The 26,943-nt window shown below is 54.2% G+C and carries 24 protein-coding genes, 2 tRNA genes and 1 other RNA gene; 13 read left to right on the forward strand and 14 right to left on the reverse strand.

The features are described 5' to 3' along the window. Positions 1–77 precede the first annotated feature (77 nt). Complete coding sequence (gene yeaG / locus OJ965_RS10800) at positions 78–2,012, reverse strand: protein kinase YeaG (RefSeq protein ID WP_009089877.1); 1,935 nt, start codon at positions 2,010–2,012, stop codon at positions 78–80. Positions 2,013–2,432: 420 nt separating this feature from the next. Here yeaG and OJ965_RS10805 point away from each other — a divergent pair, with 420 nt between their 5' ends. Together OJ965_RS10805 and OJ965_RS10810 are read left to right on the forward strand one after the other, a co-directional pair. Then, positions 2,433–3,182: a MipA/OmpV family protein gene (locus tag OJ965_RS10805; protein WP_009089879.1), complete on the forward strand. Its 750-nt coding sequence runs from the start codon at positions 2,433–2,435 to the stop codon at positions 3,180–3,182. Between the two features lie 72 nt (positions 3,183–3,254). After that, the gene (locus tag OJ965_RS10810; protein ID WP_265139205.1) at positions 3,255–4,106 is read left to right on the forward strand and encodes an aldo/keto reductase; all 852 of its coding nucleotides are present in this window, start codon (positions 3,255–3,257) and stop codon (positions 4,104–4,106) included. On the opposite strand, the gene OJ965_RS10815 is transcribed toward OJ965_RS10810, so the two are convergent. Together OJ965_RS10815 and gapA are read right to left on the reverse strand one after the other, a co-directional pair. Continuing rightward, positions 4,103–5,002 (reverse strand): D-hexose-6-phosphate mutarotase, encoded by a 900-nt coding sequence (locus tag OJ965_RS10815; protein ID WP_265139206.1) that lies wholly within the window; start codon positions 5,000–5,002, stop codon positions 4,103–4,105. The two genes, OJ965_RS10810 and OJ965_RS10815, sit on opposite strands and share 4 nt — an antisense overlap. A 74-nt stretch (positions 5,003–5,076) precedes the next feature. Continuing rightward, positions 5,077–6,075 (reverse strand): glyceraldehyde-3-phosphate dehydrogenase, encoded by a 999-nt coding sequence (gene gapA, locus OJ965_RS10820; RefSeq protein ID WP_046101933.1) that lies wholly within the window; start codon positions 6,073–6,075, stop codon positions 5,077–5,079. Between the two features lie 341 nt (positions 6,076–6,416). Between gapA and msrB the strand changes: the two genes are divergently transcribed. Beyond that, on the forward strand, positions 6,417–6,827 hold the full coding sequence (gene msrB / locus OJ965_RS10825; RefSeq protein WP_046101932.1) for a peptide-methionine (R)-S-oxide reductase MsrB: 411 nt from the start codon (positions 6,417–6,419) through the stop codon (positions 6,825–6,827). 5 nt (positions 6,828–6,832) lie between these two features. Continuing rightward, a complete protein-coding gene (locus OJ965_RS10830) occupies positions 6,833–7,114 on the forward strand; it encodes a YeaC family protein (protein WP_009089887.1) in 282 nt (93 codons plus the stop codon). Positions 7,115–7,143: 29 nt separating this feature from the next. Here the strand turns inward: OJ965_RS10830 and pncA are convergent, their stop codons facing one another. The 3 genes from pncA to sppA form a co-directional block, all read right to left on the reverse strand. Beyond that, positions 7,144–7,752 carry a bifunctional nicotinamidase/pyrazinamidase gene (gene pncA / locus OJ965_RS10835; RefSeq protein WP_058957288.1) on the reverse strand — a complete coding sequence of 203 codons (609 nt, stop codon included), beginning with the start codon at positions 7,750–7,752 and terminating at the stop codon, positions 7,144–7,146. 17 nt (positions 7,753–7,769) lie between these two features. Next, complete coding sequence (gene ansA, locus OJ965_RS10840) at positions 7,770–8,783, reverse strand: asparaginase (RefSeq protein ID WP_009089890.1); 1,014 nt, start codon at positions 8,781–8,783, stop codon at positions 7,770–7,772. An 85-nt stretch (positions 8,784–8,868) separates the two neighbouring features. Next, positions 8,869–10,731, reverse strand: coding sequence for a signal peptide peptidase SppA (sppA, locus tag OJ965_RS10845; protein ID WP_009089892.1), 1,863 nt, complete (start codon positions 10,729–10,731; stop codon positions 8,869–8,871). 173 nt (positions 10,732–10,904) lie between these two features. Between sppA and OJ965_RS10850 the strand changes: the two genes are divergently transcribed. The 3 genes from OJ965_RS10850 (at position 10,905) to OJ965_RS10860 (ending at position 13,866) form a co-directional block, all read left to right on the forward strand. Next, positions 10,905–11,456 carry an NAD(P)H nitroreductase gene (locus OJ965_RS10850; protein WP_009089893.1) on the forward strand — a complete coding sequence of 184 codons (552 nt, stop codon included), beginning with the start codon at positions 10,905–10,907 and terminating at the stop codon, positions 11,454–11,456. Between the two features lie 188 nt (positions 11,457–11,644). Next, a complete protein-coding gene (locus OJ965_RS10855; protein ID WP_265139207.1) occupies positions 11,645–13,561 on the forward strand; it encodes a DNA topoisomerase III in 1,917 nt (638 codons plus the stop codon). Beyond that, the gene (locus OJ965_RS10860) at positions 13,558–13,866 is read left to right on the forward strand and encodes a YnjH family protein (protein WP_009089895.1); all 309 of its coding nucleotides are present in this window, start codon (positions 13,558–13,560) and stop codon (positions 13,864–13,866) included. The genes OJ965_RS10855 and OJ965_RS10860 overlap by 4 nt, the downstream gene beginning before the upstream one ends. 33 nt (positions 13,867–13,899) lie before the next feature. Here OJ965_RS10860 and xthA read toward each other — a convergent pair whose 3' ends face one another. The 6 genes from xthA to OJ965_RS10890 form a co-directional block, all read right to left on the reverse strand. Then, on the reverse strand, positions 13,900–14,706 hold the full coding sequence (xthA, locus tag OJ965_RS10865; RefSeq protein ID WP_265139208.1) for an exodeoxyribonuclease III: 807 nt from the start codon (positions 14,704–14,706) through the stop codon (positions 13,900–13,902). A gap of 188 nt (positions 14,707–14,894) precedes the next feature. After that, positions 14,895–15,022, reverse strand: a non-coding RNA gene (locus OJ965_RS10870) — RtT sRNA. 41 nt (positions 15,023–15,063) lie between these two features. Then, a tRNA-Tyr gene (locus OJ965_RS10875) sits at positions 15,064–15,148 on the reverse strand. A 37-nt stretch (positions 15,149–15,185) separates the two neighbouring features. Then, positions 15,186–15,270 (reverse strand) — tRNA-Tyr (locus tag OJ965_RS10880). A gap of 144 nt (positions 15,271–15,414) precedes the next feature. Beyond that, positions 15,415–16,263, reverse strand: a complete 849-nt coding sequence (gene purU / locus OJ965_RS10885; RefSeq protein WP_009089897.1) for a formyltetrahydrofolate deformylase — start codon at positions 16,261–16,263, stop codon at positions 15,415–15,417. 56 nt (positions 16,264–16,319) lie between these two features. Then, entirely contained in the window at positions 16,320–16,775 is a 456-nt protein-coding gene (locus OJ965_RS10890) for a YchJ family protein (RefSeq protein WP_072052716.1), read from the reverse strand. Positions 16,776–16,871: 96 nt separating this feature from the next. Between OJ965_RS10890 and rssA the strand changes: the two genes are divergently transcribed. The 5 genes from rssA (at position 16,872) to OJ965_RS10915 (ending at position 22,379) form a co-directional block, all read left to right on the forward strand. After that, positions 16,872–17,777, forward strand: coding sequence for a patatin-like phospholipase RssA (gene rssA, locus OJ965_RS10895; RefSeq protein WP_009089899.1), 906 nt, complete (start codon positions 16,872–16,874; stop codon positions 17,775–17,777). A 98-nt stretch (positions 17,778–17,875) separates the two neighbouring features. Further along, the gene (rssB, locus tag OJ965_RS10900) at positions 17,876–18,892 is read left to right on the forward strand and encodes a two-component system response regulator RssB (RefSeq protein ID WP_009089900.1); all 1,017 of its coding nucleotides are present in this window, start codon (positions 17,876–17,878) and stop codon (positions 18,890–18,892) included. A gap of 193 nt (positions 18,893–19,085) precedes the next feature. Beyond that, entirely contained in the window at positions 19,086–19,994 is a 909-nt protein-coding gene (gene galU / locus OJ965_RS10905) for a UTP--glucose-1-phosphate uridylyltransferase GalU (RefSeq protein WP_009089901.1), read from the forward strand. Between the two features lie 22 nt (positions 19,995–20,016). After that, positions 20,017–21,357: a UDP-glucose dehydrogenase family protein gene (locus OJ965_RS10910; RefSeq protein ID WP_009089902.1), complete on the forward strand. Its 1,341-nt coding sequence runs from the start codon at positions 20,017–20,019 to the stop codon at positions 21,355–21,357. A 14-nt stretch (positions 21,358–21,371) separates the two neighbouring features. Beyond that, positions 21,372–22,379 (forward strand): NAD-dependent epimerase, encoded by a 1,008-nt coding sequence (locus OJ965_RS10915; protein WP_009089903.1) that lies wholly within the window; start codon positions 21,372–21,374, stop codon positions 22,377–22,379. Between the two features lie 75 nt (positions 22,380–22,454). On the opposite strand, the gene hns is transcribed toward OJ965_RS10915, so the two are convergent. Then, entirely contained in the window at positions 22,455–22,862 is a 408-nt protein-coding gene (hns, locus tag OJ965_RS10920) for a histone-like nucleoid-structuring protein H-NS (RefSeq protein WP_009089904.1), read from the reverse strand. Positions 22,863–23,271: 409 nt separating this feature from the next. On the opposite strand from hns, the gene tdk reads away from it, so the two are divergent. Then, positions 23,272–23,892 carry a thymidine kinase gene (gene tdk / locus OJ965_RS10925; RefSeq protein ID WP_009089905.1) on the forward strand — a complete coding sequence of 207 codons (621 nt, stop codon included), beginning with the start codon at positions 23,272–23,274 and terminating at the stop codon, positions 23,890–23,892. Between the two features lie 67 nt (positions 23,893–23,959). Here the strand turns inward: tdk and adhE are convergent, their stop codons facing one another. Continuing rightward, positions 23,960–26,647, reverse strand: a complete 2,688-nt coding sequence (adhE, locus tag OJ965_RS10930) for a bifunctional acetaldehyde-CoA/alcohol dehydrogenase (RefSeq protein WP_009089906.1) — start codon at positions 26,645–26,647, stop codon at positions 23,960–23,962. Positions 26,648–26,943 lie beyond the last annotated feature (296 nt).

Genomic DNA, 26,943 nt, shown 5'->3' on the forward strand with positions numbered 1-26,943 from the left:
AAACTGCATTGTAAGCAGGCCGGGCGAACCCGACCTGTGGTGCCGGTCTGACAACCCGGCATGCTTACAGACTCTTATCAGGACGACTTGCGCACTCGCAGATACCACTCACAGAGCAGGCGAACCTGTTTGCGGGTATAGCCTTTTTCCATCATGCGATCGACAAAATCATCATGCTTTTTCTGCTCATCGGTAGAGGTCTTGGTGTTGAACGAGATGACCGGCAGTAACTCTTCCGTGTTCGAGAACATCTTTTTCTCGATGACGGTGCGTAATTTCTCATAACTGGTCCAGTTCGGATTACGACCGTTATTGTGTGCCCTGGCACGCAGCACGAAGTTCACGATCTCGTTACGGAAATCTTTCGGGTTACTGATCCCGGCGGGCTTCTCAATCTTCTCCAGCTCCGCGTTGAGCGATTCACGATCGAACAGCTGTCCGGTATCGGGATCGCGGTACTCCTGATCCTGAATCCAGAAGTCGGCGTAAGTAACGTAGCGGTCAAAGATGTTCTGACCATATTCAGAGTAGGATTCCAGATAGGCGGTCTGAATCTCCTTGCCGATGAACTCAGCATACTTAGGAATCAGATAGCCTTTAAGGTGCTCAAGGTACTTCTCAGCCTGCTCCTGCGGGAACTGCTCACGTTCAATCTGCTGCTCCAGCACATAGAAGAGATGGACCGGGTTAGCCGCCACTTCTGTGTGGTCAAAGTTAAACACCCGCGACAGAATCTTAAAGGCAAAGCGGGTCGACAGGCCGTTCATTCCCTCATCCACACCAGCGTAATCGTGATACTCCTGCCACGACTTCGCTTTCGGGTCGGTATCTTTCAGGCTTTCACCATCGTAGACCCGCATTTTGGAGTAGATGCTGGAGTTCTCCGGATCTTTCAGACGCGACAGGATGGAGAAGCGGGCCAGCGTTTCCAGCGTGCCAGGCGCACAGGGCGAGGTAGCCAGCTCACTGTGGTTCAGCAGCTTGTCATAAATCTTGATCTCTTCAGAGACGCGCAGGCAGTAAGGCACCTTAACGATGTAGACACGGTCAAGGAACGCCTCGTTGTTTTTGTTGTTGCGGAAGGTGACCCATTCGGATTCGTTAGAGTGCGCCAGAATGATGCCGTTGAAGGGCAGCGCCGAAATTCCTTCGGTGCCGTTGTAGTTCCCCTCCTGAGTGGCGGTCAGTAACGGATGCAGCACCTTGATCGGCGCTTTAAACATCTCCACGAACTCCATAATCCCCTGGTTGGCGCGGCAGAGGGCACCGGAGTAACCATAAGCATCCGGATCGTTCTGCGCGTGGTTCTCCAGTTTACGGATGTCCACTTTACCCACCAGTGCGGAGATATCCTGGTTGTTCTCATCACCCGGTTCGGTTTTCGCGATGGCCAGCTGTTCCAGGATGGATGGCCAGACTTTTACCACCTTAAAGCGGGAGATATCGCCACCGAAATCGTGTAGCCGTTTAGCGGCCCACGGCGACATGATGGTGCCCAGGTAACGACGCGGAACGCCATACTCTTTCTCAAGGATGTGCGCATCTTCCTGCGGATTAAACAGGCAGAGGGGGTGATCGTTCACTGGACTGCGCTCGCCGTCAGCGCTCAGCACATAGATGGGCACCCGCTGCATCAGCGACTTGAGTCGCTCCGCCAGTGACGATTTACCGCCACCGACCGGGCCGAGCAGATAGAGAATCTGTTTCTTCTCTTCCAGACCCTGGGCGGCATGTTTCAGATAGGAGACAATCTGTTCAATTGCCTCCTCCATACCGTAAAACTCCTCAAACGCCGGATAGCGTCCCATCACACGATTGGAGAATATTCTGGAAAGGCGTGGCTCCTGAGCAGTGTCGACCATTACCGGCTCTCCGATAGCCATTAACAGTCGTTCTGCAGCGTTGGCGTATGCACTGCGATCCTGCTTACAGATGGCAAGAAATTCCTGCAGTGTGAACTCTTCGTCCTTGGCAGCTTCATAACGCTGACGATAGTGATCGAATATATTCATAGCGATGCCCGTCCTTTCGTTTTTAGCACAGGTAAGGAGCGTAATTAGAGGCTTGTAGCAGCTCCCGGAAGATATTCTCTGTTGAGTACAGCAACCCTTATGCCAACCTGATCTTTTTTATCGGGATACACAACGTTTGTGGTTACTCTGCTCGTCCAAACTCTTTGCTGTTACTTCTAACTGTAGATGGCTTCTAAGAAATTTCCTCCGTGGGTTTGCGTGAATGCGGGGAAGATCAACGGCAATTTTGATTTGTTGTGAGATGGGTTCAACTGACTGAAGCATTAACTTAACGTACTTTTAACCTTTAATGCCACCTGCATCGGTAACTGACTTAAAGGATTTTGATATAAGTTAATCCAGCGGTAAAAAACCGTTAGACTTAGGGTTTGATTGTTATATTTATGGAATGAATAAATTGTGAACCAATTCAAATTTAAGACGCTTGTTGCCCTTCTGCCCTGTTATTTACTCACCGGGCAGGCGAGTGCCGATCCGCTTTCTCTGGGGGCATCGGTCATCTATGCAGAGTCACCGTATCGCGGCGGACAGGACCGGTATCTTCCGGTTCCGGTGATCAACTACGAAGGTGAAAACTTCTGGTTCCGCAGCCTGCAGGGCGGTTACTACCTGTGGAAAGATCCGCAGAATCAGCTGTCGCTGACCCTGTTGGGGTCACCGCAGGAGTACAAACCCAGCGACAACGATCTGGGCGATATGAAAGGACTGGATAAGCGCCGCATGACGCTGATGGGCGGTGCCACTTACCGTCACACGGCGGACTGGGGGATTGTCCGCACCGCGTTGCTGGGTGATGTGCTGAACAACAGCAACGGTGTCATCTGGGACCTGACCTATCTCTATCGCTTCCAGATGGGCGACTTCAGCCTGACGCCAGGCATCGGTGCTATGTGGAACAGTGCCAATCAGAACCGTTATTACTACGGTGTCTCCGGTCATGAGAGCGCCCGGACCGGCATCAGTCGTTATAATCCGGATGACAGCTGGTCACCTTATGTTGAGTTGAGCGCCAGCTATCAGATTGACACGCAGTGGAACGTCGGAGTAGTAGGGCGTTACACCCGCTTCGACAGCGAAATCAAAGACAGCCCGATGATTGATAAAAGCGGGCAGGCGACGGTCTGGACCGGCGTCAGCTACAGCTTCTGATTATGCACTAAAAGAGGGCGTTTACCGCCCTCTGTTCTTTTACAGGGCCCCTTAATGGGGTAAGGGAAGAGAATGCGCAACAGAATGACGTTTGCCGGCCATGCCTCGCTGCCGGTTATCGGTCAGGGCAGCTGGTTTATGGGTGAAAATCCGTCGCAGCGTGCCCGTGAAGTCGCTGCCCTGCAGGCCGGACTCGAATGCGGGTTACGGCTCATCGATACGGCCGAAATGTATGCGGATGGCGGCGCGGAAGAGGTCGTCGGTGAGGCGCTGCGCGGCCGCCGCGATCAGGCCCTGCTGGTCTCCAAAGTCTATCCCTGGAATGCTGGTCACTCGGATGCGATTGAAGCCTGCGAGCGCAGTCTGCGCCGGTTACAGACAGATTACCTCGACCTCTACCTGCTGCACTGGCGCGGAAATATTCCACTGGAAGAGACACTGCGCGCGATGGAAACGCTGCAGCAGCAGGGCAAGATTCGTTTCTGGGGGGTGTCAAACTTCGATACAGATGACATGGCCGAACTGTGGGACGAACCCAATGGGGAGCACTGTTCGACCAATCAGGTTCTCTACCATCTGGCGTCACGCGGTATTGAGTTTGATCTGTTGCCAGCCTGTCAGCAGCGGGGCGTGCCGGTGATGGCCTACTGTCCCCTGGCGCAGGCGGGTCGGCTGCGGGATACGCTCTTTACCGATCCTCTGCTGACTCAGATTGCACAGCAGAAGGGCATCAGCGTGGCGCAGCTTCTGCTGGCGTGGGTGATTCGTCAGCCTGGCGTGATCGCTATCCCTAAAGCCAGCTCTGTGGCCCACGTGCAGGAGAATGCTGCGGCGCTGGAGGTGGTGCTGACCGACGAAGAGCTGCAGCTTATCGATCGCGCCTGGCCTGCACCGCAGCATAAATTACCGCTGGATATCGTTTAGCCGATAGCCTTGTCGCTGGCGGCGGCTTTCTTTTTCAGACGGAACGTCGTGGCCAGCCGTGCCGGTTTCTCGCCCGCACTGCGTAGCGGTTTACTGATGCGCGCGGTTTCCACGCAGACCATCGTTTTATAACCCTCATTCGCCATATCGGCCATGCTACAGGAGAGTTCTACGCCGGGGTTCCAGGTGACAACGTCACTATGATGGTGATGATAAACCTCGACCTGACGCTGACCCGCTGTGTCATGAATCACCGAGCAATCTTCCGGCGCGGTGAAGATGCGGTCGATGCGGCCTGGATAACGCTGTCTGCCGCCGCTGCTGCCGGTCTCGCCGTTGTTCACTTTATCGATATAGCTGTTGCCGAGACCGGAGACCTCTACACCGCTGATATCGCTCACGCTGAAGTAGCTGTGCAACGCCGCCGTGGCCTCATAATCACCATAGGCTTCAAGCTCAATTTCGCAATGCTCACCCAGACGGAAGCGGGCAATCAGCGTGAACTCATGTGGCCAGAGTTTCAGCGTCTGGGGATTGCTCTCCAGCACCAGCGTCAGCATCACCCCCTCGTCATTTTCGTCATGCGCGGTCAGCTTCCACGGCTGAACCCGGGCAAAACCGTGTGCCGGTTCACCAGCGGGGCCAAACCAGGGCCAGCAGATCGGCACGCCGCCGCGAATGGCTTTACCCGGTGAGAAGAGGCTCTTATCACTCAGCCAGAGCACCGGCTTTTCACCGCTGGGTTGCCAGGCGATCAGGTGTGCGCCCTGCAGCGTAATCGCCGCCCGGACTTTAGGATGGCTGACAACAATGGTCGGTAATTCACCCACCTGGCGCTGCGAGAGGTAAGGGGAGATCTGCGTGACCACCGGCAGAGAAAACAGTTTGTCTTGCATGTTCGATTCCTTCCTGTGCGGATCAAAAAAAGGGCGACCGAAGTCGCCCTTATTCTCACTGAGGTCTGGCTGTCTTATTTAGCAGAAACCAGTGCAATCAGGTCGAGAACTTTGTTTGAGTAGCCAGTTTCGTTGTCATACCAGGAAACCAGTTTCACAAAGTTGTCGTTCAGCGCGATACCCGCTTTAGCGTCAAACACAGAAGTCAGGACTTCGCCGTTGAAGTCGGTAGAAACCACGTCATCTTCAACGTAGCCCAGAACGTCTTTCATCTCGCCTTCTGCAGCAGCTTTAATCGCAGCACAGATTTCTTTGTAAGATGCCGCTTTTTCCAGACGCACGGTCAGGTCAACAACGGAAACGTTAGGGGTTGGAACGCGGAACGCCATACCGGTCAGTTTGCCGTTCAGCTCTGGCAGAACTTTACCAACGGCTTTCGCTGCGCCAGTTGATGAAGGGATGATGTTCTGCGATGCGCCGCGGCCGCCGCGCCAGTCTTTATGAGACGGGCCATCAACGGTTTTCTGCGTAGCAGTGGTCGCGTGAACGGTGGTCATCAGGCCTTCAACGATACCAAACTTGTCGTTGATGACTTTTGCCAGCGGTGCCAGGCAGTTAGTGGTACAGGATGCGTTAGAAACGATATCCTGGCCTTCATATTTGTCGAAGTTTGCACCACGAACAAACATTGGGGTGTCATCTTTAGATGGACCGGTCAGAACGACTTTCTTAGCACCTGCGGTGATGTGTTTGCGTGCGGTTTCGTCGGTCAGGAAGATACCGGTTGCTTCTGCAACAACGTCAACGCCTGCTTCATCCCACTTCAGGTTAGCCGGGTCACGCTCAGCAGTAACACGGATTTTTTTACCGTTTACGATCAGTGCGCCATCCTGAACCTCTACGGTGCCGTCGAAACGACCGTGAGTAGAGTCATACTTCAGCATATACGCCATGTAATCCGCGTCCAGCAGGTCGTTGATAGCAACGATTTCGATGTCAGAACGCTTCTGTGCAGCACGGAAAACGATGCGACCGATACGGCCGAAACCGTTGATACCTACTTTGATAGTCATATATTCCACCAGCTATTTGTTAGTGAATAAAAGGTTGCCTGTAAAATTACAAAAACCTTACCAGGCGTCAAGCGGAATCGTGTCAATTGTTGCGACAAATCAATTCGCCTGAGAGGAATTATTCGGTGCGCAACCGCTTGCGCGCCGCCAATGATATCGCGCTTCATTGAATCAATCGCCGAATATATAGGGATGCTCCGGATAAAAGGTGATCGAAGTCACAAATCCGCTTTGCGAAGGGCAGACTGAAAGGGTGAGCACAAAAAAAGACCCGGGTTATGTTGATCATTTGTTAGAATAATAGACGAAATTTTCAGAATGGCACTGCCCGGAATCCTAAAATGGCTAAAGAGACCGCACCCGAAGCAAAAATTGCGCAGCTGACTGAAATGCAGCGCTACGTTACTCAGCATCGCGGAACGGAACCGCCTTACAGCGGCGCCCTGTTGCACAACAAGCAGGAGGGCATCTATCACTGTCTGGTGTGTGAAGCGCCCCTTTTTCTGTCAGAAACCAAATATGACTCAGGCTGTGGCTGGCCCAGTTTCTATCAGCCGGTCAGTGATGAGGCGATTCGCTATATCGAAGACAACTCTCACGGTATGCAGCGCGTGGAGATCCGCTGCGGCAGCTGTGACGCGCACCTCGGGCATGTTTTCCCGGATGGTCCGCAGCCTACCGGCGAACGCTACTGTGTAAACTCCGCCTCGCTGAATTTCACCGATGAGCAGGGCGAACAGACCAGAGGGTAAAGGCGATGAAGGAACAACTGGAAGCCATGCTGGCGTCAATGACGCCTGAAGTCTATCAGCGTCTGGCAACGGCGGTGGAGATCGGTAAGTGGCCCGACGGCGTGGCCCTGACCCAGGAACAGCGTGACAACTGCCTGCAGCTGGTCATGATGTGGCAGGCGAGACACAACGATGCGCCGCAGCATATGACCATCGGCAAAGGGGGTGAGATGGTGATGAAGTCAAAAAAAGAGCTGAAGGAAGAGTTCGGCATTGAATCGGATGTGACCCGTATTCATCTGCACTAAAAAAAAGCTGGCGTCCTGCCAGCTCTGTTTTAAATCAGAACCGCGCCCTGCGCGGTCATCTGCGCAAAGGCGATCTCGCTGTCTTCAGGATTCAGATTCACGCCGCGGCAGCCCTCTTTGACCACCTCAACGTGATAACCCAGCTCCAATGCATCCAGCACGCTGTATTTAACGCAGTAGTCGGTCGCCAGCCCCAGCATCACCAGATGAGTGATGCCACGCTCGCGCAGCCAGCTGTCCAGCTCGGTTTTACGGCGATGACCATTGTCAAAAAAGGCGCTGTAACTGTCGACATCCTGGTCCTGACCCTTGTGGAAGGTTGCATCGAACAGCGAACGATCCAGGCCGGGGTGAAAGTCTGCGCCGGCCGAGCCCTGTATGCCGTGATCGGGCCACCAGATCTGTGCCAGACCGTTCAGCTCACCCAGGGTATAGACCGGCTCACCGGAGACCGAGGCGAAACTCCCATGGTCGGCCGGATGCCAGTCCTGCAGGGCCAGCACGCATTCCCCGTTCTCGCGAAAGGCTCGCGCATAGCGATTTGCCACGTCGACCGTCTGGTCTCCCTCATGGACTGCCATCGGGCCGCCGGGGCAAAAATCGTTCTGTATATCAATAATGATGAGTGCCCGCTTCATTCTGATTCGCTCCGTAGTCAGTCTTCGGTCAGTTCGCCGCGCAGATTCTGCTGCATCCGGGCGCGGATTTGATCGGCAGAGAGATCCTGGCTGAGTAAAAAGTGTAGTTTGGTCAGTGCCGCTTCCACGGTCAGATCCGATCCGCTGATCACGCCCGCATGCTCCAGCGCATTGCCGGTGGCGTAGCCGCCCATATTGACCTTGCCTGAAATACACTGGGTGAGGTTCACCACGACGATGCCACGTTCGCTGGCCTGTTGCAGTTCAGCCAGAAACTCTTTGTTCTGTGGCGCATTACCTACGCCATAGGAGCGGAGGATCAGCGCTTTCACCGGCTGACGCAGGAAGTTACGCACCACATCCGCAGAGATGCCCGGATAGATAGTGACCACGCCAATCGGCTGCGGGGTAATGGTGTGAACTTTCAGCTCTCCCTGACCGGCAGGGGCTGGCGGCGTGTTAAGGCGGCGGATATGAATGCCCGCTTCCAGCAGCGCCGGAAGGTTAGGCGAGGCAAAGGCGTTAAAGCCATCGGCATGCGCCTTGGTGGTCCGGTTACCGCGATAGAGCGTGTTGTTGAAAAACAGCGACACTTCGCTAATCGGATAGTTGGCCGCCACATAAAGGGAGTTAAGCAGATTCTGCTGACCGTCCGAGCGTAATTCCGCTAGCGGAATCTGTGAGCCGGTGACGATAACCGGCTTGGCCAGATTCTCCAGCATAAATGAGAGCGCGGAGGCGGTGAAGGCCATGGTGTCTGTGCCATGCAGGATCACAAAGCCGTCATAGCGATCGTAGTTCTGGCGGATATCTTCAGCGATAGACTGCCAGTCCTCCGGCGTCATGTCAGAGGAGTCGATCAGCGGCTGATATTCGTGAATCGTGAAATCAGGCATTTCAGGGCGGTGGAACTCCGGCATGTCTGCCAGCTGTTGTTGCAGGTGGCCGGAAACCGGAATATAGCCCTGCGCCGAACGCTGCATACCGATTGTCCCGCCCGTGTAGGCTACATAGATATTTTTCTTTTGCATGAAAACACTCAGACTTGCCGTAAAACGCGCAGTATAAGGGGAATAGCGGGGAAAAGCAGCCCGACCAGCGGCCGGGCTGCGAGGTTTATCGCACTTCGCCGCAGTTGAGGCAGAATGCGTAACGGTTCTGCGGATCGTTGAGATGGTCCAGCAGACCCGGCTGGGCTTTCATCGCACTCATCACATCCAGCATAGGGGCGGGCAGCCAGGCCTTAAGCGTGGCAGGCAGCACGGCCTGCACTGAGGCATTCATCTGACCCAGGATCAGATCCAGGAAGCCCGGCTCATCCTGATACCAGCTCAGCTGCGGCTTGCTGACTTTGGCCAGCTCACCCGCTTTCTTCACCGCATCGTCAAAGTCACCCAGCGCATCCACCAGACCATTGGCTTTCGCATCGCTGCCGGTCCAGACGTGGCCCTGAGCAATCGCATCGATCTGTTCCGGCGTTTTATGGCGGGACTTCGCCACCAGGCCAACGAAGTTGCGGTAGCCATTTTCGATGGTCAGCTGCATCAGCTGCTGCACTTCAGCAGGCAGCGCCTTGGTGGTGGAAATATCCGCCAGCGGCGAGGTTGCGACACCATCGGTGTGAACCCCGATGCTATCCAGGCTGTTTTCCAGGGTATTGATGACCCCGAAGATGCCAATCGAGCCGGTGAGCGTGCTGGGGTTCGCCACGATATAACTGGCAGGCGTTGAGATCCAGTAGCCGCCGGATGCGGCCATACCGCCCATCGAAACCACAATCGGTTTGCCCGCTGCCTGCGCCGCCGCCAGCTCTTCGCGAATCGCTTCAGAGGCGGTGACGCTGCCGCCCGGGCTGTTCACCCGCAGAATAATCGCTTTGATTTTGGGATCGAGACGCGCATCACGGATCTGCGCCGCCGTGGTGTCGCCACCGACGTTGCCCGGCGTCTCTTCACCATCCATGATGGCACCGCTGGCCAGCACCACGGCGATGTTGCCATCCTGCTGTGCTGAGGCGGACTTCACGCTGTAGTCATAGATGCTGACGCTGCGGTAATCGTTAGTCTGCTTATCCAGACCAAAGGTTTTAACCAGCTCCTGATCGGCCGCCGCGCGCGAGTCCAGAACATCGACCAGCTTGTTATCCAGCGCATATTGCGCGGTGTCACCTTTGACTGCATTCAACCCGGCAATAATCGCCGCCGCACCCGGGAACAGCTGTTCCGGCGTAATCTGACGATTCGCCGACACGGTGTTCAGGTAGTTCTGCCACAGCTGACCAATCCAGCGGCTGTCTGCGTCACGGGCAGCAGGGGACATATCATCACGCAGGAAAGGTTCGACCGCCGATTTGTAGGTGCCGACGCGGAAAACGTGCGAGGTCACTTTCAGCTTCTCCAGCAGGGTTTTGTAATAAAGCCCGTTGGTGGCGAAACCGTGCAGATCCACGGTGCCCTGCGGTGAGAGATAGATTCTGGTGGCGTAGCTGGCAAGGTAGTACTGCGCCTGGCTGTAGCTGTCGCCCAGGGCATAAATCGGCTTGCCGCTGTCACGAAATTCCCGCAGCGCTTTACCCACATATTGCAGTGACGGCTGATCGCCGCCCGCAAACTCACGTAAATCGAGCACCATCCCTTTGATGTTGCTGTCATCTTTCGCCTGGCGAATGGCATCGACCACATCAAACAGGGAGTTTTCCTGCAAACGGTCGCTGCTGGCGCCCAGTAACTGACGGCCAATTTTGCTGAGGCGGTTGCTCACTGAGGGTTTATCGACCAGCACACCGCTGAGATCGACTTTCAGTGCGCCCTGCTGAATGGGGGCTGAACTGCTGCCAGAGCCACTGACCTGCAGCCAGATCCCTACACCCACCACAATCAACAAAATCAGGAAAATATTCAGAATGAATTCCCTGATAAAATTTAATACCCGCCAGCTCCAGCGGAACAGACCTGCGATTATTCGCCACAATGTGCGCATCAGACTCTCCATAAATATGTAGCAGGAAGTGGCCGCCGCGCGGCCCCGGCTTCCCCGACGAGCTCATCCTAAAGAGCGCCGTGTTAAAAGTCAGCAGGAAATCACCGCGCACTGTTACAAAAAATCTGGCTGTGCCAAGATGAAGGCAACAATACAGAGATCGGGAGAGAAACATGGACGCCCTTGAATTACTGGTAAATCGTCGTTCGGCCTCACGCCTGAGTGAACCTGCCCCGGCGGGTGAGATCCTTGAAAATATCCTGCGGGCGGGCATGCGCGCCCCGGATCATGGCACCCTGCAACCCTGGCGCTTCGTCATTGTGGAAAAAGAGGGGCGCGACCGGATGAGCCAGCTGCTGGAGCGGGCGGCACGGGAAAAACAGCTGGATGAAAAGGCGATTAACAAAGCAAGTCAGTCGCCGTTTCGCGCCCCGATGATCATCACGGTGGTGGCCCACTGCGAGGAGCATCATAAAGTGCCGCGCTGGGAGCAGATTGCCTCAGCCAGCTGTGCGGTCATGGCAATGCAGATGGCCGCCGTCGCGCAGGGTTACAACGGCATCTGGCGCAGCGGTCCCTGGACCGATGACGAGCAGGTGCGGCAGGCATTTGGCTGCCGGGAGCAGGATGCCATTGTCGGCTTCCTCTATCTGGGCACGCCACAACTGAAATCAAGCACCACGGTTCTCCCGCCTGACACCACGCCTTTCGTGCGTTATTTCTGATCCTCTTTATCCGCTGGCAGCAGGGCGTTCTCAGCCCTGCTTTTTGCACGGTTCCTGTGCGAACGATCGCTAACACTGCGCGTCATGCTTACGCCAGCAGGCCTGCCAGGCTAACATAGCCCTGAATTTACACCGACAGCCGAGCCGGTTACTCTCCGTTTCCCTGATGTTAAGGAATAGCTGATTCAATGCGTTTGTTTATTGCGGAAAAACCGAGCCTGGGACGTGCGATTGCCGATGTACTGCCGAAACCGCATCGACGGGGTGATGGATTTATTGCCTGCGGCAACGATCAGATTGTCACCTGGTGCGTAGGGCACCTGCTGGAGCAGGCGCAGCCCGACACTTATGACAGCCGCTATGCACGCTGGTCGCTGGCGGATCTGCCGATTATTCCCGAAAAATGGCAGCTGCAACCGCGCCCGTCGGTCGCGAAACAGCTGAAGGTGGTCGAGGGACTGCTGGCACAGGCGACAGAAGTGGTGCATGCCGGTGACCCGGATCGCGAAGGGCAGCTGCTGGTCGATGAAGTGCTCGACTATCTGAAACTGCCCGCGGAAAAACGCAGCAAAGTGCAGCGCTGCCTGATCAACGATCTCAATCCGCAGGCGGTGGATCGGGCGGTCAACCGTCTGCGTGAGAATCGCGAATTTATTCCGCTGTGTGTTTCGGCGCTGGCTCGCGCCCGGGCAGACTGGCTCTATGGCATTAACATGACCCGCGCCTGGACACTACTGGGGCGAAATGCAGGCTATGATGGCGTGCTGTCGGTTGGCCGGGTGCAGACCCCGGTGCTCGGGCTGGTGGTGCGGCGTGATGAAGAGATTGAAAACTTCCTGCCGAAAGAGTATTTCGAAGTTAAAGCCCATATCGTCACGCCTGATGGCACCCGGTTTGTGGCCAGCTGGATCCCCAGCGAAGCCTGTGAGCCGTGGCAGGATGAAGAGGGCCGTCTGCTCAGACGCGCCCTGGCAGATCATGTGGTGGCCCGGATTACCGGTCAGCCAGCGACGGTCACGGCCTACAGCGATAAACGGGAAAATGAGGGGGCACCACTGCCATTCTCCCTCTCCAGCCTGCAGATTGAGGCGGCAAAACGTTACGGGCTGAGTGCGCAGACGGTACTGGATACCTGTCAGCGGCTGTATGAAACCCACAAGCTGATTACCTATCCCCGTTCGGACAGCCGCTATCTGCCCGAAGAGCATTTTGCCGGGCGTCATGCAGTACTTAAGGCGATTCAGGCGCATCAGTCACAGCTGACCCCGCCCGCTGATTTCGATGCGGATCGGCGCAACCGCTGCTGGGATGATAAAAAGGTGGACGCCCACCACGCCATTATTCCGACGGCCCGCGCCGGTGCGGTAAAGCTTACGGAAAACGAGCAGCATATTTATGAGCTGGTGGCGCGCCAGTATCTGATGCAGTTCTGCCCGGATGCGGTGTTCCGTAAGTGCGTCATCGACCTCGAAATTGCCGGGGGAAAATTTGTTGCGAAAGCGCGTTTCCTGGCAGAGGCGGGCTGGCGTGCACTGCTGGGCAGCAAAGAGCGTGACGAGGAGAATGACGGCATGCCGCTGCCGGTGGTGGCGAAAGGGGATACGCTGTTGTGCGAGCGCGGCGAGGTGCTGGCGAAGCAAACCCAGCCGCCGCGTCCGTTCACCGATGCCACGCTTCTCTCTGCGATGACCGGGATTGCCCGGTTCGTTCAGGATAAAGAATTAAAGAAAGTGCTGCGTGCGACCGATGGTTTAGGAACGGAAGCGACGCGGGCTGGCATTATTGAACTGCTGTTTCGTCGTGGTTTCCTGGTGAAGAAAGGGCGATATATCAACGCGACCGAGGCCGGACGTGCCCTGATTCACTCGTTGCCCGATCTGGCTGCCCGCCCGGATATGACGGCGCAGTGGGAGTCGGCACTGACCCGTATCAGCGAAAAGGCCTGTCGTTATGAGGAGTTTATGCAACCCCTGGTCCAGACCTTAACCGGTCTGATCCACCAGGCGCGACAGCAGCCTGCGGCACATGCCTTTCGGGGATTACCCTCCACCGGACAGAAGCGTCCGGTGCGCAAAACCAGACGTAAAGTGAAGGAGACGGAATGAGGCGTTACTCAGTATTGATGGTGCTGGCCCTGTCGCTGGCAACCAGCGCAGTTCAGGCCAACGGTCGCTATCAGTCGATGCCACCCGGTAATAACGGTGTGAACACCGATGTGGTAGTGGATATGCCGCCGGAAGCCTGGACGCAGGCAGAGCGACGTCAGCCAGACTGCCTGCGCTGCTGTATTTTTGAAAACCGTAACTACAGTGAAGGCGCGGTGGTGAAGTCGGAAGGGGTGCTGCTGCAGTGCGCCCGGGATGAACACTCCATCGGCACCAACAACCTGATCTGGAAGATAGTGAAATAAGTGTCGCGTGACGCTCTGCCACGCGACCATCAGTTAAAAGCGGAACAGCGACCAGATGGGAGCGTGATCAGAGGGCTTTTCCATGCCACGGATCTCATAATCAATGCCGGTCTCAACGCAGTGTGCTGCCAGATTTCTGCTTGCCAGCACCAGATCGATGCGCAGGCCGCGATTATCATCGAAACCTTTTGAACGGTAATCAAACCAGGAGAAGCGATCGGCGACCTCCGGGTTATGTTCACGCCAGGTATCAACCAGGCCCCAGCCCAGCAGCCGATCCATCCACTCGCGCTCTTCCGGCAGGAAGGAGCATTTACCGGTTCGCAGCCAGCGCTTGCGGCTATCCTCGCCAATTCCAATATCCCGGTCGGTGCTGCTGATGTTCATGTCACCCATGATCAGAACCGGTTTATCGGCAGGCAGATCTTCGGTCAGCAGACGCTGCAGGTCGCGATAGAACTTCTCTTTTGCCGGAAACTTGGTGGGATGGTCGCGGCTTTCACCCTGCGGGAAATAGCCGTTAATGACCGTGATGTCGCCGATCGGGCTGGGAATTTCCGCCATGATCAACCGGCGCTGTGCCTCTTCATCCTCTCCCGGAAAGCCCCGGCTCACTGAAACCGGCTGCATTCTGGTGAGCAGTGCCACGCCGTAGTGGCCTTTCTGACCGTGATAGAAAACGTGATAACCCAGCTTTGAGACCTCTTCCAGCGGGAACATTTCGTCATGGACTTTGGTTTCCTGTAAGCCAATGACATCGGGCTGATGCTGTTCAACCAGCGCCTGAAGCTGATGAGGTCGGGCGCGCAACCCATTGATGTTGAATGAAACAAATTTCATGAGGTCAACCATGGTTCAGAAAATGAGAGGCGGTGATGGTAGCGATTTTTACTGAAAAAGTCATGGCAGAAGAGGGGGCAGAACGTTTGAAAACGTGGAGATGCTCTGTCAGCAGGGGGTTCTCATCCCTCTCCCCGCAGAACAGGAAGCTGAAGTATCGATTTGGGGGAAATGTGCTGAATGCAGGATGGTGGTGGGAGAAGGATGATTCGGCGCGTTGCGCCTCACCCTGCGGGCCGCGCTGAAGCGCGTTGTCTCGCGATGCTCGACCCGAACCTTAGTCGAAGGTTCTCATCCCTCTCCCCGCAGAGCAGGAAGCTGATGTATCGATTTGGGGAAAGTGTGCTGAATGCAGGATGGTGGTGGGAGAAGGATTCGAACCTTCGAAGTCTGTGACGGCAGATTTACAGTCTGCTCCCTTTGGCCGCTCGGGAATCCCACCGGGGATAATGCTGGCTTGAGGCGTATTCAGATTCAGATGGTGGTGGGAGAAGGATTCGAACCTTCGAAGTCTGTGACGGCAGATTTACAGTCTGCTCCCTTTGGCCGCTCGGGAATCCCACCATGGCCTGAATCTTTCACTCTCAAAGCGGGGCGCATCATACCAAATGCGATAAGGGTGTAAAGCGCCCACTGGCAAAACAGGAACTGTTTGCCCACTTTTTACGCGTAGCGCTGAATCCGCAGTCAATTCAGCGCGCTGGCTGATTAAAGAATAATCGTACGGTTGCCGTAAACGAAGACGCGCTGCCCCAGCACTTTATAGAGGGCGTTGCTCAGTACGTTTTTTTCGACGTCACGACCCGCACGCATCATCTCGTCAGCGGTATAGCTGTGATCGACATTAATCACATCCTGCATGATGATCGGGCCTTCATCGAGATTGTCATTCACGTAATGCGCGGTGGCACCAATGATCTTCACGCCACGCTCGTAGGCCTGATGATAAGGCCGGGCACCGATAAAGGCAGGCAGGAAAGAGTGGTGAATGTTAATAATCTGGTTCGGGAAGCGCTGCACAAAGGCAGGGGTCAGAACGCGCATATATTTCGCCAGCACCACATAATCGGGCTGATAGCGGTCAATCTCTTCCACCATGCGGTTATCGTGCTCTTCCCGCGTCAGTCCCTCGTGACTCACCAGAACGAAAGGAATATCAAACCGCTCAACCAGCGAACGCAGCGTGTCATGGTTACCAATGACCGCGGCAATCTCCATATCCAGACCGCCAAACGCGCTCTTCATTAACAGGTCACCCAGGCAGTGCGCCTCTTTGGTGACCAGAATCACCACGCGACGGCGACCGGCGCTGTGCAATTCACGCACTGACCCCTGGGGCAGGGCGCTGTCGAGATCGGCCAGCAGGGTGTTGTCGTTGAAGATGCCTTCCAGCTCGGTACGCATGAAAAAACGCCCGGTGCGATGATCAACAAACTCATTGTTCTGCACGATATTGAGTTCGTGCTTGTAACAAATATTGGTGATTTTGGCGATCAGACCTTTTGCATCGGGACAAATGGTTCGTAAAACTTTTCTTTGCATGGTTTGCGCTTGCATCTCAATCAGAGTCCTGTCAAAGCATTAGGGGTTAAACTGCGGGCTCAGCCTTCAGCTCAACCACAACATTTTTTGTATTTCTTATCACTGCCGCACGGGCAACGATCGTTGCGCCCAACGGGCGGCACGGAACCGTCAACATAGTACCAGCGTTGATCCTCGCGAAGAAAGCGGGAACACTCATGAATGGCATGAATGTTCGTTTTCTCGCGGTATCGCGCAAAAAAAGTCACGAACGCTTCATTATCATGGCTTCCATGATTACAACGGGTTACATTCAGGCTAAGCCAATCGGTACCGGAAAAACTTTCAGATAAAAGCCCTGACATCTCCGGATGACGTTTGTCAGGATGCCAGGTCGCGACCAGATATTCGGCATTGTGCTTAACATAGGCACAGTAGCGGGAGCGCATAAGTTGTTCAGCCGTAACAGGAATCTGGTTACCCTGCAGAAAGGGCTCGCAACATACGCTATACTGCTGTCCGCTACAACATGGGCAGGTTTCTGACACATTAGCTCCCGAAAATGATGAGTCGGTTTCATAAGCGCGCTATGTTAGCTGACCCCACGCTGTGACGCTACGTATTGACGGCAGGACCAGATACAAATGAGAAAGGTAAAAATAGGATTGGCGCTGGGGGCCGGCGCAGCGAAAGGATGGGCGCACATTGGCGTGATCAACGCACTGGAGCGTGCGGGTATCGGGATCGACGTCGTGGCGGGTTGCTCTGTCGGCGCGCTAGTCGGGTCAGCCTATGTGAATAACCGGCTGCCGCTGATGGAAAAGTGGGTCAGTGCGTTTCGCTACTGGGATGTGATCCGGCTGATGGATGTCTCCTGGCAACGGGGCGGACTGCTGCGCGGTGAGCGGGTCTTTAACCATGTGCGTCAGCTGATCCCCAATGATGCGATAGAGCAGTGCAGTAAACCTTTCGGCGTGGTGGCCACCAATCTCAGCACGGGGCGGGAGCTCTGGCTGACGGAGGGCGATCTGCATCAGGCGGTTCGCGCTTCCTGTAGTATGCCAGGTTTATTACCGCCGGTGGGCTACAATGGGTATTGGCTGGTGGATGGTGCCGTCGTCAATCCGGTGCCGATCTCACTGACCCGCGCGCTGGGTGCAGACATTGTGATTGCGGTTGACCTGCAGCATGACGCGCATTTAATGCAGCAGGATCTGTTTTCCGTTACGCCTAAAAATAGTGAAGAAGAAGCCGCTGCAGCGGCATTGAGTTGGGGTGGAAAGCTGCGTCAGCGACTGGTGAGTTTCACCCAGCGTCGTGCGTCTCAGTCACCGGGTGCGATGGAGATTATGTCAACCTCTATCCAGGTGCTGGAAAATCGCCTGAAGCGCAACCGTATGGCAGGCGATCCACCCGATGTTTTAATACAGCCGGTCTGTCCGCAGATTTCAACGCTGGACTTTCATCGGGCTGAAGAGGCCATTGAGGCAGGCAGGGCCGCCGTGGAAAAGAAAATGGATGAACTGTTACCACTGGTCCGTGGCAGATAATCAGGTTGTTCATTCAAAACGGTGACTTTACGCAATTCTGAAGGCGCAACTGCGTTTTATGAACCACTATTGAATTATCTGGCAGGCAGGGGGAAAGAATGGAAAAACCACTACTCGGCAAAAAGATACTCATTGTCGAAGATGAGGCTGTTTTCCGTTCGTTGCTGGACCAATTTTTGTTATCGATGGGTGCTGTAACGTTAAAAGCGGAAGATGGACTGGAAGCAATTGCACAACTACAACAGCATACTGTCGACCTGATCATCAGCGATCTCGAAATGCCCCGTATGAGCGGCATTCAGTTTGTTGAGCACATTCGTACCCGCGGTAACGTTGTGCCGATTTTGATTATCTCAGCGACAGAAAATATGTCTGACATCGCACATGTGCTGCGCCTTGGCGTGCAGGATGTGCTGCTTAAGCCACTGAAAAATCTGGAACGCTTCCGCGAAGCGGTCTATGAATGTCTCTATCCCTCCATGTTCACCTCAAAGGTGGAAGAGGATGAGCAGCTGTTTCAGGACTGGGATGCCCTGGTCCGCGACCCGAAAGCGGCTGCCAAACTGCTCAAACAACTCCAGCCGCCGGTGCAACAGACCGTCGCCAACTGCCGGGTCAACTATCGTCAGCTGACGATGGCCGAACAGCCGGGCCTGGTGCTCGACATTGCGGCGCTCTCTGAAAAGGACCTGGCCTTCTACTGTCTGGACGTCACCCGTGCGGGTGATAATGGCGTGCTGGCCGCTCTGCTGCTGCGTGCGCTGTTTAACGGCCTGCTTCAGGAGCAGCTCTCCGGGCAAAAACAGCGTCTGCCGGAACTTAACGGGCTGCTCAGACAGGTCAATCTGCTGCTGCGCCAGGCGAACCTCAGCGGCCAGTTCCCTCTGCTGGTGGGTTACTATCATCGTGGTCTGAAAAATCTGATCCTGGTCTCGGCCGGATTAAACGCCACGCTTCACGTTGATACCCATCAGATTCAGCTCAGTAATGGTGTTCCCCTTGGCACTATGGGTAGCACCCATCTCAATCAAATCAGTCAGCGCGCAGACAACTGGCAGTGCCACGTCTGGGGCGCGGGTGGTCGCATTCGGCTGATGCTGTCAGCGGAAGAATAAACTGTAATAATGGAAAGATTCTGGCGCTGAGGACAGGGCCAGAACTTAGCTTTACAGTTGGGTAATAGTCTTAATTTCGACGGATTGATGCCTTCCAGGATAAATCCGTTCGATACTAACTGATATACTCATTTTCGATTTTAAACCGACATATCAAGTATTAACTTGAACGGCCTATGAGAGAGGTAACTTAATGTCTGCCAATAATACCAAAGTAAAAAAAGCGGTAATCCCGGTCGCGGGTTTGGGTACGCGTATGCTCCCGGCCACCAAAGCGATTCCAAAAGAGATGTTACCGCTGGTTGATAAGCCGTTAATCCAGTATGTCGTTAACGAGTGTATCGCTGCAGGCATCAACGAGATTGTGCTGGTTACGCATTCATCTAAAAATGCCATCGAAAACCATTTTGATACCAGCTTCGAACTGGAATCTATGCTGGAAAAACGTGTTAAGCGTCAGCTGCTGGATGAAATCCAGTCAATCTGCCCGCCACACGTGACCATCATGCAGGTTCGTCAGGGTATCGCGAAAGGCCTGGGCCACGCAGTGATGTGTGCACACCCACTGATCGGTAACGAGCCGTTTGCCGTTATCCTGCCAGACGTCATCATCGACGAATATGAATCTAACCCAACCAAAGATAACCTGGCCGAGATGCTGACCCGTTATGAAGAGTCAGGCCGCAGCCAGATTATGGTTGAGCCGGTTGCCGATGTAACCGCTTACGGTGTTGTCGATTGCCAGGGCGCAGAACTGAACCCAGGCGACAGCGCACCAATGGTGGGTGTGGTTGAGAAACCAAAAGCGACCGAAGCGCCATCTAACCTGGCGGTCGTAGGTCGTTATGTTCTGTCTGCAGACATCTGGCCTCTGCTGGCGAAGACGCCTCCGGGTGCGGGCGGCGAAGTTCAGCTGACCGACTCTATCGCCATGCTGATGGAAAAAGAGACCGTTGAAGCTTATCACCTGAAAGGCGTAAGCCATGACTGTGGTAACAAACTGGGCTACATGCAGGCTTTCGTTGAGTACGGTGTTCGTCATCCGGTATTGGGCAAAGATTTCTCTGAATGGCTCGATAGCGCAGTTGGCAACAAAAAGTAATTTATAAACACAGGATAACTCGATGAAAGTCACTGTATTTGGTATCGGCTATGTCGGTCTGGTTCAGGCTGCGGTGTTAGCCGAAGTCGGACATGACGTTCTCTGCATTGATGTCGACGCAAACAAAGTCGAAAATCTGAAAAAAGGCATCATTCCTATTTTCGAACCAGGTTTAACCCCGCTGGTAATGTCCAATTACGAAGCGGGTCGTCTGAAGTTCAGCACTGATGCTGCACAGGGCGTAAACCATGGTGTTATGCAGTTTATTGCAGTAGGTACACCACCGGATGAAGACGGCTCTGCCGATCTGAAATATGTGACCGCCGTAGCGCGCACCATTGCGCAGCATATGAACGATCACAAAGTGGTTATCGACAAATCAACCGTACCGGTTGGCACAGCAGACAAAGTTCGTGCGGTGATGGCGGAAACGCTGAAATCGCGTGACGCCAACATCACCTTTGATGTGGTGTCGAACCCGGAATTCCTGAAAGAAGGTGCGGCAGTGAATGACTGCATGCGTCCTGAGCGCATCGTTGTCGGTACCGACAACGATGAGGTGGTCGAGCTGTTACGCGAGCTTTATGAGCCGTTTAACCGCAACCACGATCGCATGATCATGATGGATATCCGCAGCGCAGAGCTGACCAAGTATGCAGCAAACTGCATGCTGGCGACCAAAATCAGCTTTATGAATGAGATGTCCAACCTGGCTGAACGTTTAGGCGCGGATATTGAAAAAGTACGCCAGGGCATCGGTTCCGATCCCCGTATCGGCTACCACTTCATCTATCCTGGCTGTGGCTACGGTGGCTCCTGCTTCCCGAAAGATGTGCAGGCGTTAATCCGTACAGCGGAGTCTATTGGCTATCAGCCACGTCTGTTGCAGGCCGTGGAAGATGTCAATGACAACCAGAAAAACAAGCTGCCAACCTTCATTAAACGCCACTTTGGCGACGATCTGAAGGGCAAGACGTTTGCTCTCTGGGGCCTGTCATTCAAGCCGAACACTGACGACATGCGTGAAGCCTCCAGCCGTGTGCTGATGGAAACGCTGTGGGAAGCAGGCGCATCTGTTCAGGCGTTTGACCCGGAAGCGATGGATGAAGCGCAGCGTATCTACGGTCACCGCAGCGATCTTAAGCTGATGGGAACCAAAGAAGCGGCACTGCAGGGCGCAGACGGTCTGGTCATCTGTACGGAGTGGCAGAACTTCCGTGCGCCAGACTTCGATGTTATCAAAAATGCGCTGAAAGAAGCCGTGATTTTTGATGGTCGTAACCTGTATGATCCAGAGCGTATCAGCAAACGCGGTTTCGTTTATTATGCAATCGGCCGCGGAGCGTCTATTCAAACTGCATAATTAACGAGGGATTTATGAACTTTCTGGTCACCGGCGCCGCAGGCTTTATTGGTTTTCATGTCAGTCAGCGTCTGCTGGCCGCCGGTCACCAGGTTGTCGGTATCGACAACCTGAATGATTATTACGACGTAAATCTCAAGCGTGCCCGTCTCGATTTAATTAATGCTGAACCTGGCTTTACTTTTATCGAGCGGGATCTGGCCGACCGTGACGCGATAGCGTCACTGTTCGGGCAGTATAATTTTCAGCGCGTTATTCATCTTGGCGCGCAGGCTGGCGTCCGCTACTCCATCGAAAATCCCCATGCTTATGCAGATTCCAATCTGACAGGTCACCTCAATATTCTTGAAGGCTGCCGTCATCATAAAATTGAACATCTGCTCTACGCGTCGTCGAGTTCCGTTTATGGCCTGAATCGTAAGATGCCATTCTCAACGGACGACAGTGTGGATCATCCTGTCTCTTTATATGCAGCGACGAAGAAAGCGAACGAGTTAATGTCTCATACTTACTCGCACCTTTATCAGCTGCCGACCACTGGATTACGCTTCTTCACCGTCTATGGCCCGTGGGGCCGTCCGGATATGGCACTCTTTAAATTCACCCGCGCAATGATTGCCGGTGAGGCGATTGATGTCTATAACCAGGGCCAGATGAAGCGCGACTTTACCTATATTGATGACATTGCTGAAGCGATTGTGCGTCTGCAGGATGTCATTCCGCAGCAGGACGATCACTGGACGGTTGAATCGGGATCGCCAGCAACCAGTTCAGCACCGTATCGTGTTTATAATATCGGTAACAGTCAGCCGGTAACGCTGATGAGCTATATTGAGGCGATTGAGAAAGCACTGGGGATGACCGCGAAGAAAAATCTGATGCCGATGCAGCCCGGTGATGTGCTGGAAACCAGTGCCGACACCGAAGCCCTGTTTAAGGCGATTGGTTTTAAACCTCAGACCAGTGTGGAGGAGGGCGTAAAGCGCTTCGTTGACTGGTATCGTGATTTCTATCGCGTCTGAATAAAAAAGGAAGCGTACGCTTCCTTTTTTTTATTCCACCTCAGGCTGCCCGTCGGGCAGCAAAATAACGCGCCGTTACAGTAAAAAATCGTCCAGCTTTTTACCCTCTTCTTCCAGCGCTTTTTTAATTATGGCTGGCGTGCGGCCCTGACCGGTCCAGGTCTTTGACTCACCTTTTTCATCGGTATAACCATATTTAGCCGGACGCACCGAACGTTTGCTTTTTGCTGTCGCGCGTGTTTCAGTCAGCATGCTGACCAGCTCAGAAGGGTCAATACCATCAGCCAGCAGCATTTCACGATACTGATTCAGCTTGCGCGCGCGCTCTTCATTTTCAGCCTGGAAATGCGACTCTTCTTCGCGACGTTCTTTTACCACTACGTCCAGTTTTTCCAGCATCTCTTCCAGTGTTTCAATGGAATACTCTCTGGCCTGGGCGCGCAGCGTACGAATATTATTAAGAACTTTTAGTGCTTCGCTCATTGTCCTGGTCTCTGAATAAGGGAGAAGTTGTGTTGCCCGCTAATAGTAGTGGTGACATTAAATAACTTCAATCACAAACGTATTTCTTCAGCGAATAAAATGAAAATTAAAAAATAATGTTGATCATAAAAAATCAAAGCGATGCCCGGAAGAAATAATCTCCCCTCTGTCGTTATGAAATAAATTTAATGTATTTAAGTTGCTGCGAATAATGTCATCTCTTTTATTGCGGTTAAAATAAGAAAAACCTATTTCACTCTGCGACAGAGCCCATCGGCACTGGAAACGGTTCCTGATGAAAATTCCGGCTATCTGTCAGGCATTCTCCCTCTCTCAGCAGCAATGCATGGGCTGTGCTTTGTGATAATATGCGCACCATTCTGTTCAGTCCTGATGAAGATACGCTCCTATGGCCCAACTCTATTTCTATTACTCTGCAATGAACGCAGGGAAATCGACCGCACTGTTACAATCCTCCTATAACTATCAGGAGCGGGGCATGCGCTCGCTGGTCTACACTGCCGAAATCGACAACCGTTTTGGTGCCGGTCAGGTAAGCTCACGTATCGGACTCTCGTCACCAGCCTTGCTCTATAATGCCGATACCGCGCTGTTCAGCGACATTGCGGCGGAACATGCCGCACAGCCTATTCACTGCGTGCTGGTCGATGAGAGCCAGTTTCTCACCCGTGAGCAGGTCAAAGCGCTCTCTGATGTGGTCGACGATCTTGATATTCCGGTGCTCTGCTATGGCCTGCGTACCGATTTTCGCGGCGAACTCTTTGTTGGCAGTCAGTATCTGCTGGCGTGGGCCGATAAGCTGGTCGAACTCAAAACCATCTGTCACTGTGGCCGCAAGGCCAGCATGGTGCTGCGACTGGACAGCGAAGGGAAGCCTTTCAGTGAAGGTGAGCAGGTAGTCATCGGGGGGAATGAACGCTACATCTCGGTCTGCCGTAAGCACTATAAACAGGCCATAGAGCAGGGCTCGCTGCAGGCGATTCACGGCGCACATACGCCCGTCATCTGACACGTTTTTCAGCCAGTAAAAAACCCGCCGCGGCGGGTTTTTTTATCAGGTTATCAGAACGGTACTATCAGACTTTCTTCGCTTTCTTCTCCGCTTTAACTTCTTTTACCGGCTGTTCAGCGACCGCTTCGGCAACGCTTGAGAAAGGTTCGACAAACTCACGGCCGTAGTAGGTGTCGAGCATAATCTGTTTCAGCTCGGCAATCAGCGGATAGCGTGGGTTTGCGCCGGTACACTGGTCATCAAACGCATCATCGGCCAGCTTATCGACTTTGGCCAGGAAGTCCGCTTCCTGCACGCCAGCTTCGCGGATAGAGGTCGGAATGCCAAGCTCGGTTTTGATCTCATCCAGCCAGGCCAGCAGCTTCTCAATTTTCTGCGCGGTACGATCGCCAGGGGCGCTCAGGCCCAGGTGGTCAGCAACTTCCGCGTAGCGACGGCGCGCCTGTGGGCGGTCATACTGGCTGAACGCGGTCTGCTTGGTCGGGTTGTCATTTGCGTTGTAGCGGATGACGTTCGAGATTAACAGGGCGTTAGCCAGACCGTGCGGAATATGAAACTCTGAACCCAGCTTATGCGCCATGGAGTGACAGACTCCAAGGAAGGCGTTGGCAAAGGCGATACCGGCGATAGTGGCCGCATTGTGAACACGTTCGCGCGCCACCGGATTTCTGGCACCTTCCGCATAGCTGGCGGGCAGGTTCTCTTTCAGCAGTTTCAGTGCCTGCAGTGCCTGGCCGTCTGAGTATTCATTCGCCAGCACAGACACATAGGCTTCCAGCGCATGGGTCACCGCATCCAGGCCGCCGAAGGCACAGAGTGAGCGGGGCATTTCCATCACCAGGTTGGCATCGACAATCGCCATATCCGGGGTCAGCGCATAGTCAGCGAGAGGATATTTCTGGCCGGTCGCATCATCGGTGACGACGGCAAACGGTGTCACTTCTGAACCGGTGCCGGATGTGGTAGTGATGGCCACCATGCGCGCCTTGACGCCCATTTTCGGGAACTTGTAGATACGTTTACGGATATCCATGAAGCGCAGCGCCAGCTCTTCAAAGTGGGTTTCCGGATGTTCATACATGACCCACATGATTTTCGCTGCGTCCATCGGGGAGCCGCCACCCAGCGCGATGATCACGTCCGGTTTAAAGCTGTTCATCTGCTCGGCACCCTTACGCACAATGCTCAGCGTCGGATCGGCTTCCACTTCAAAGAAGACTTCCGTTTCAATACCGTGCGATTTCAGGACGCGGGTGACCTGATCGGCATAACCGTTATTGAACAGGAAGCGGTCAGTCACGATAAAGGCCCGTTTCGCGCCGTCCGTTGCCACCTCTTCCAGCGCAATGGGCAGGGAACCGCGACGGAAGTAGATAGATTTAGGAAGTTTATGCCACAACATATTCTCAGCTCGCTTGGCGACAGTTTTGGTGTTGATAAGGTGTTTCGGACCGACGTTCTCTGAAATCGAGTTGCCGCCCCAGGAACCACAACCCAGCGTCAGAGAGGGGGCCAGTTTGAAGTTGTAGAGGTCCCCGATACCGCCCTGAGAAGCGGGCGTATTGATCAGAATACGCGCGGTTTTCATCCTGTCGCCAAAGTAGTGCACACGTTCGGTCTGGTTATCCTGGTCGGTATAGAGGCACGAGGTGTGGCCGATACCGCCCATGGCGACCAGTTTTTCTGCTTTATCTACCGCGTCGTTGAAATCTTTCGCCCGGTACATTGCCAGGGTTGGCGAAAGTTTTTCATGGGCAAAGGGTTCAGATTCGTCCACCAGCTTCACTTCGCCAATCAGGATTTTGGTGCTGGGTGGCACGCTGATGCCTGCCATCTCCGCAATTTTGAACGCGGGCTGGCCGACGATGGCGGCGTTCAGACCGCCGTTTTTCAGAATGATATTCTGCACCGCGCTCAGCTCCGCGCCCTGCAGCAGGTAACCGCCGTGGCTGGCAAAACGCTCACGCACTGCGTCGTAGACCGCATCAACCACGATGACCGACTGTTCCGAGGCGCAGATCACCCCGTTATCAAAGGTCTTGGACATCAGAATCGAGGCGACGGCCCGTTTCAGGTCGGCGGTTTCATCAATCACCACTGGCGTATTACCGGCACCGACGCCGATGGCGGGTTTACCGGAGCTGTAGGCCGCTTTCACCATGCCCGGACCGCCAGTGGCGAGGATCAGGTTAATGTCAGGGTGGTGCATCAGCTGGTTTGACAGCTCAACGGAGGGGGCATCGATCCAGCCGATAATATCTTTTGGCGCACCGGCTGCAATGGCAGCCTGCAGCACGATGTCCGCCGCTTTGTTGGTGGCATCTTTGGCGCGGGGGTGTGGCGAGAAGATAATACCGTTGCGGGTTTTCAGGCTGATTAACGCTTTAAAGATGGCGGTAGAGGTGGGGTTAGTGGTCGGCACAATGCCGCAAATCAGACCAATAGGTTCGGCGATAGTGATGGTGCCGAAGGTGTCATCGGTGGCTAACACACCGCAGGTCTTTTCATCTTTATAGGCGTTGTAGATATATTCTGACGCAAAATGGTTTTTAATGACTTTGTCTTCGACAATGCCCATGCCGGATTCGGCAACGGCCATTCTGGCGAGAGGAATACGAGCGTCTGCGGCGGCGAGGGCGGCGGCACGGAAAATGGCGTCGACCTGCTGTTGAGAAAAATTGGCATATTCACGCTGGGCTTTTTTTACACGTTCAACCAGTGCATTGAGTTCAGCGACATTCGTAACGGCCATGGTGTTCTCCTGAGGAAGTTAAACTTTTTTAGTAAACAATCCTGCGCCCTGAGTATAGTCACGCTGTCACAACGCGTCCTATCGGCCCGAAATGCATGGATTTTCAACTGTTTACTGAAAGAGTCTTGTCAGGCAGTCCGTCAGATTTTCATTGAGACTGCTAATACTTCCGTTACGAAAAGATTACCTGGTTTGGGGTAGGGTAATTTTGATGCAGATCAATTTAACCCCAAGCTGACACCTTTCAGCCGGGCTTTTTGCGCCACCTTGTTTCGAATCTGTTTGCACCATGTAAG

This window comes from Pantoea anthophila (assembly GCF_026104315.1).
GTDB lineage: Bacteria > Pseudomonadota > Gammaproteobacteria > Enterobacterales > Enterobacteriaceae > Pantoea > Pantoea anthophila.

Excerpts from the sequence above, each read along its gene's own strand:
- xthA (WP_265139208.1), bottom strand. The coding sequence starts at position 14,706 with ATGAAATTTGTTTCATTCAACATCAATGGGTTGCGCGCCCGACCTCAT.
- pncA (WP_058957288.1), bottom strand. The coding sequence starts at position 7,752 with ATGAAGCGGGCACTCATCATTATTGATATACAGAACGATTTTTGCCCC.
- adhE (WP_009089906.1), bottom strand. The coding sequence starts at position 26,647 with ATGGCCGTTACGAATGTCGCTGAACTCAATGCACTGGTTGAACGTGTA.
- OJ965_RS10915 (WP_009089903.1), top strand. The coding sequence starts at position 21,372 with ATGAACTTTCTGGTCACCGGCGCCGCAGGCTTTATTGGTTTTCATGTC.
- OJ965_RS10910 (WP_009089902.1), top strand. The coding sequence starts at position 20,017 with ATGAAAGTCACTGTATTTGGTATCGGCTATGTCGGTCTGGTTCAGGCT.
- tdk (WP_009089905.1), top strand. The coding sequence starts at position 23,272 with ATGGCCCAACTCTATTTCTATTACTCTGCAATGAACGCAGGGAAATCG.
- rssA (WP_009089899.1), top strand. The coding sequence starts at position 16,872 with ATGAGAAAGGTAAAAATAGGATTGGCGCTGGGGGCCGGCGCAGCGAAA.
- msrB (WP_046101932.1), top strand. The coding sequence starts at position 6,417 with ATGGCTAAAGAGACCGCACCCGAAGCAAAAATTGCGCAGCTGACTGAA.
- gapA (WP_046101933.1), bottom strand. The coding sequence starts at position 6,075 with ATGACTATCAAAGTAGGTATCAACGGTTTCGGCCGTATCGGTCGCATC.
- OJ965_RS10815 (WP_265139206.1), bottom strand. The coding sequence starts at position 5,002 with ATGCAAGACAAACTGTTTTCTCTGCCGGTGGTCACGCAGATCTCCCCT.
- galU (WP_009089901.1), top strand. The coding sequence starts at position 19,086 with ATGTCTGCCAATAATACCAAAGTAAAAAAAGCGGTAATCCCGGTCGCG.
- OJ965_RS10850 (WP_009089893.1), top strand. The coding sequence starts at position 10,905 with ATGGACGCCCTTGAATTACTGGTAAATCGTCGTTCGGCCTCACGCCTG.
- purU (WP_009089897.1), bottom strand. The coding sequence starts at position 16,263 with ATGCAAGCGCAAACCATGCAAAGAAAAGTTTTACGAACCATTTGTCCC.
- hns (WP_009089904.1), bottom strand. The coding sequence starts at position 22,862 with ATGAGCGAAGCACTAAAAGTTCTTAATAATATTCGTACGCTGCGCGCC.
- sppA (WP_009089892.1), bottom strand. The coding sequence starts at position 10,731 with ATGCGCACATTGTGGCGAATAATCGCAGGTCTGTTCCGCTGGAGCTGG.
- rssB (WP_009089900.1), top strand. The coding sequence starts at position 17,876 with ATGGAAAAACCACTACTCGGCAAAAAGATACTCATTGTCGAAGATGAG.
- OJ965_RS10860 (WP_009089895.1), top strand. The coding sequence starts at position 13,558 with ATGAGGCGTTACTCAGTATTGATGGTGCTGGCCCTGTCGCTGGCAACC.
- yeaG (WP_009089877.1), bottom strand. The coding sequence starts at position 2,012 with ATGAATATATTCGATCACTATCGTCAGCGTTATGAAGCTGCCAAGGAC.
- ansA (WP_009089890.1), bottom strand. The coding sequence starts at position 8,783 with ATGCAAAAGAAAAATATCTATGTAGCCTACACGGGCGGGACAATCGGT.
- OJ965_RS10810 (WP_265139205.1), top strand. The coding sequence starts at position 3,255 with ATGCGCAACAGAATGACGTTTGCCGGCCATGCCTCGCTGCCGGTTATC.
- OJ965_RS10855 (WP_265139207.1), top strand. The coding sequence starts at position 11,645 with ATGCGTTTGTTTATTGCGGAAAAACCGAGCCTGGGACGTGCGATTGCC.
- OJ965_RS10830 (WP_009089887.1), top strand. The coding sequence starts at position 6,833 with ATGAAGGAACAACTGGAAGCCATGCTGGCGTCAATGACGCCTGAAGTC.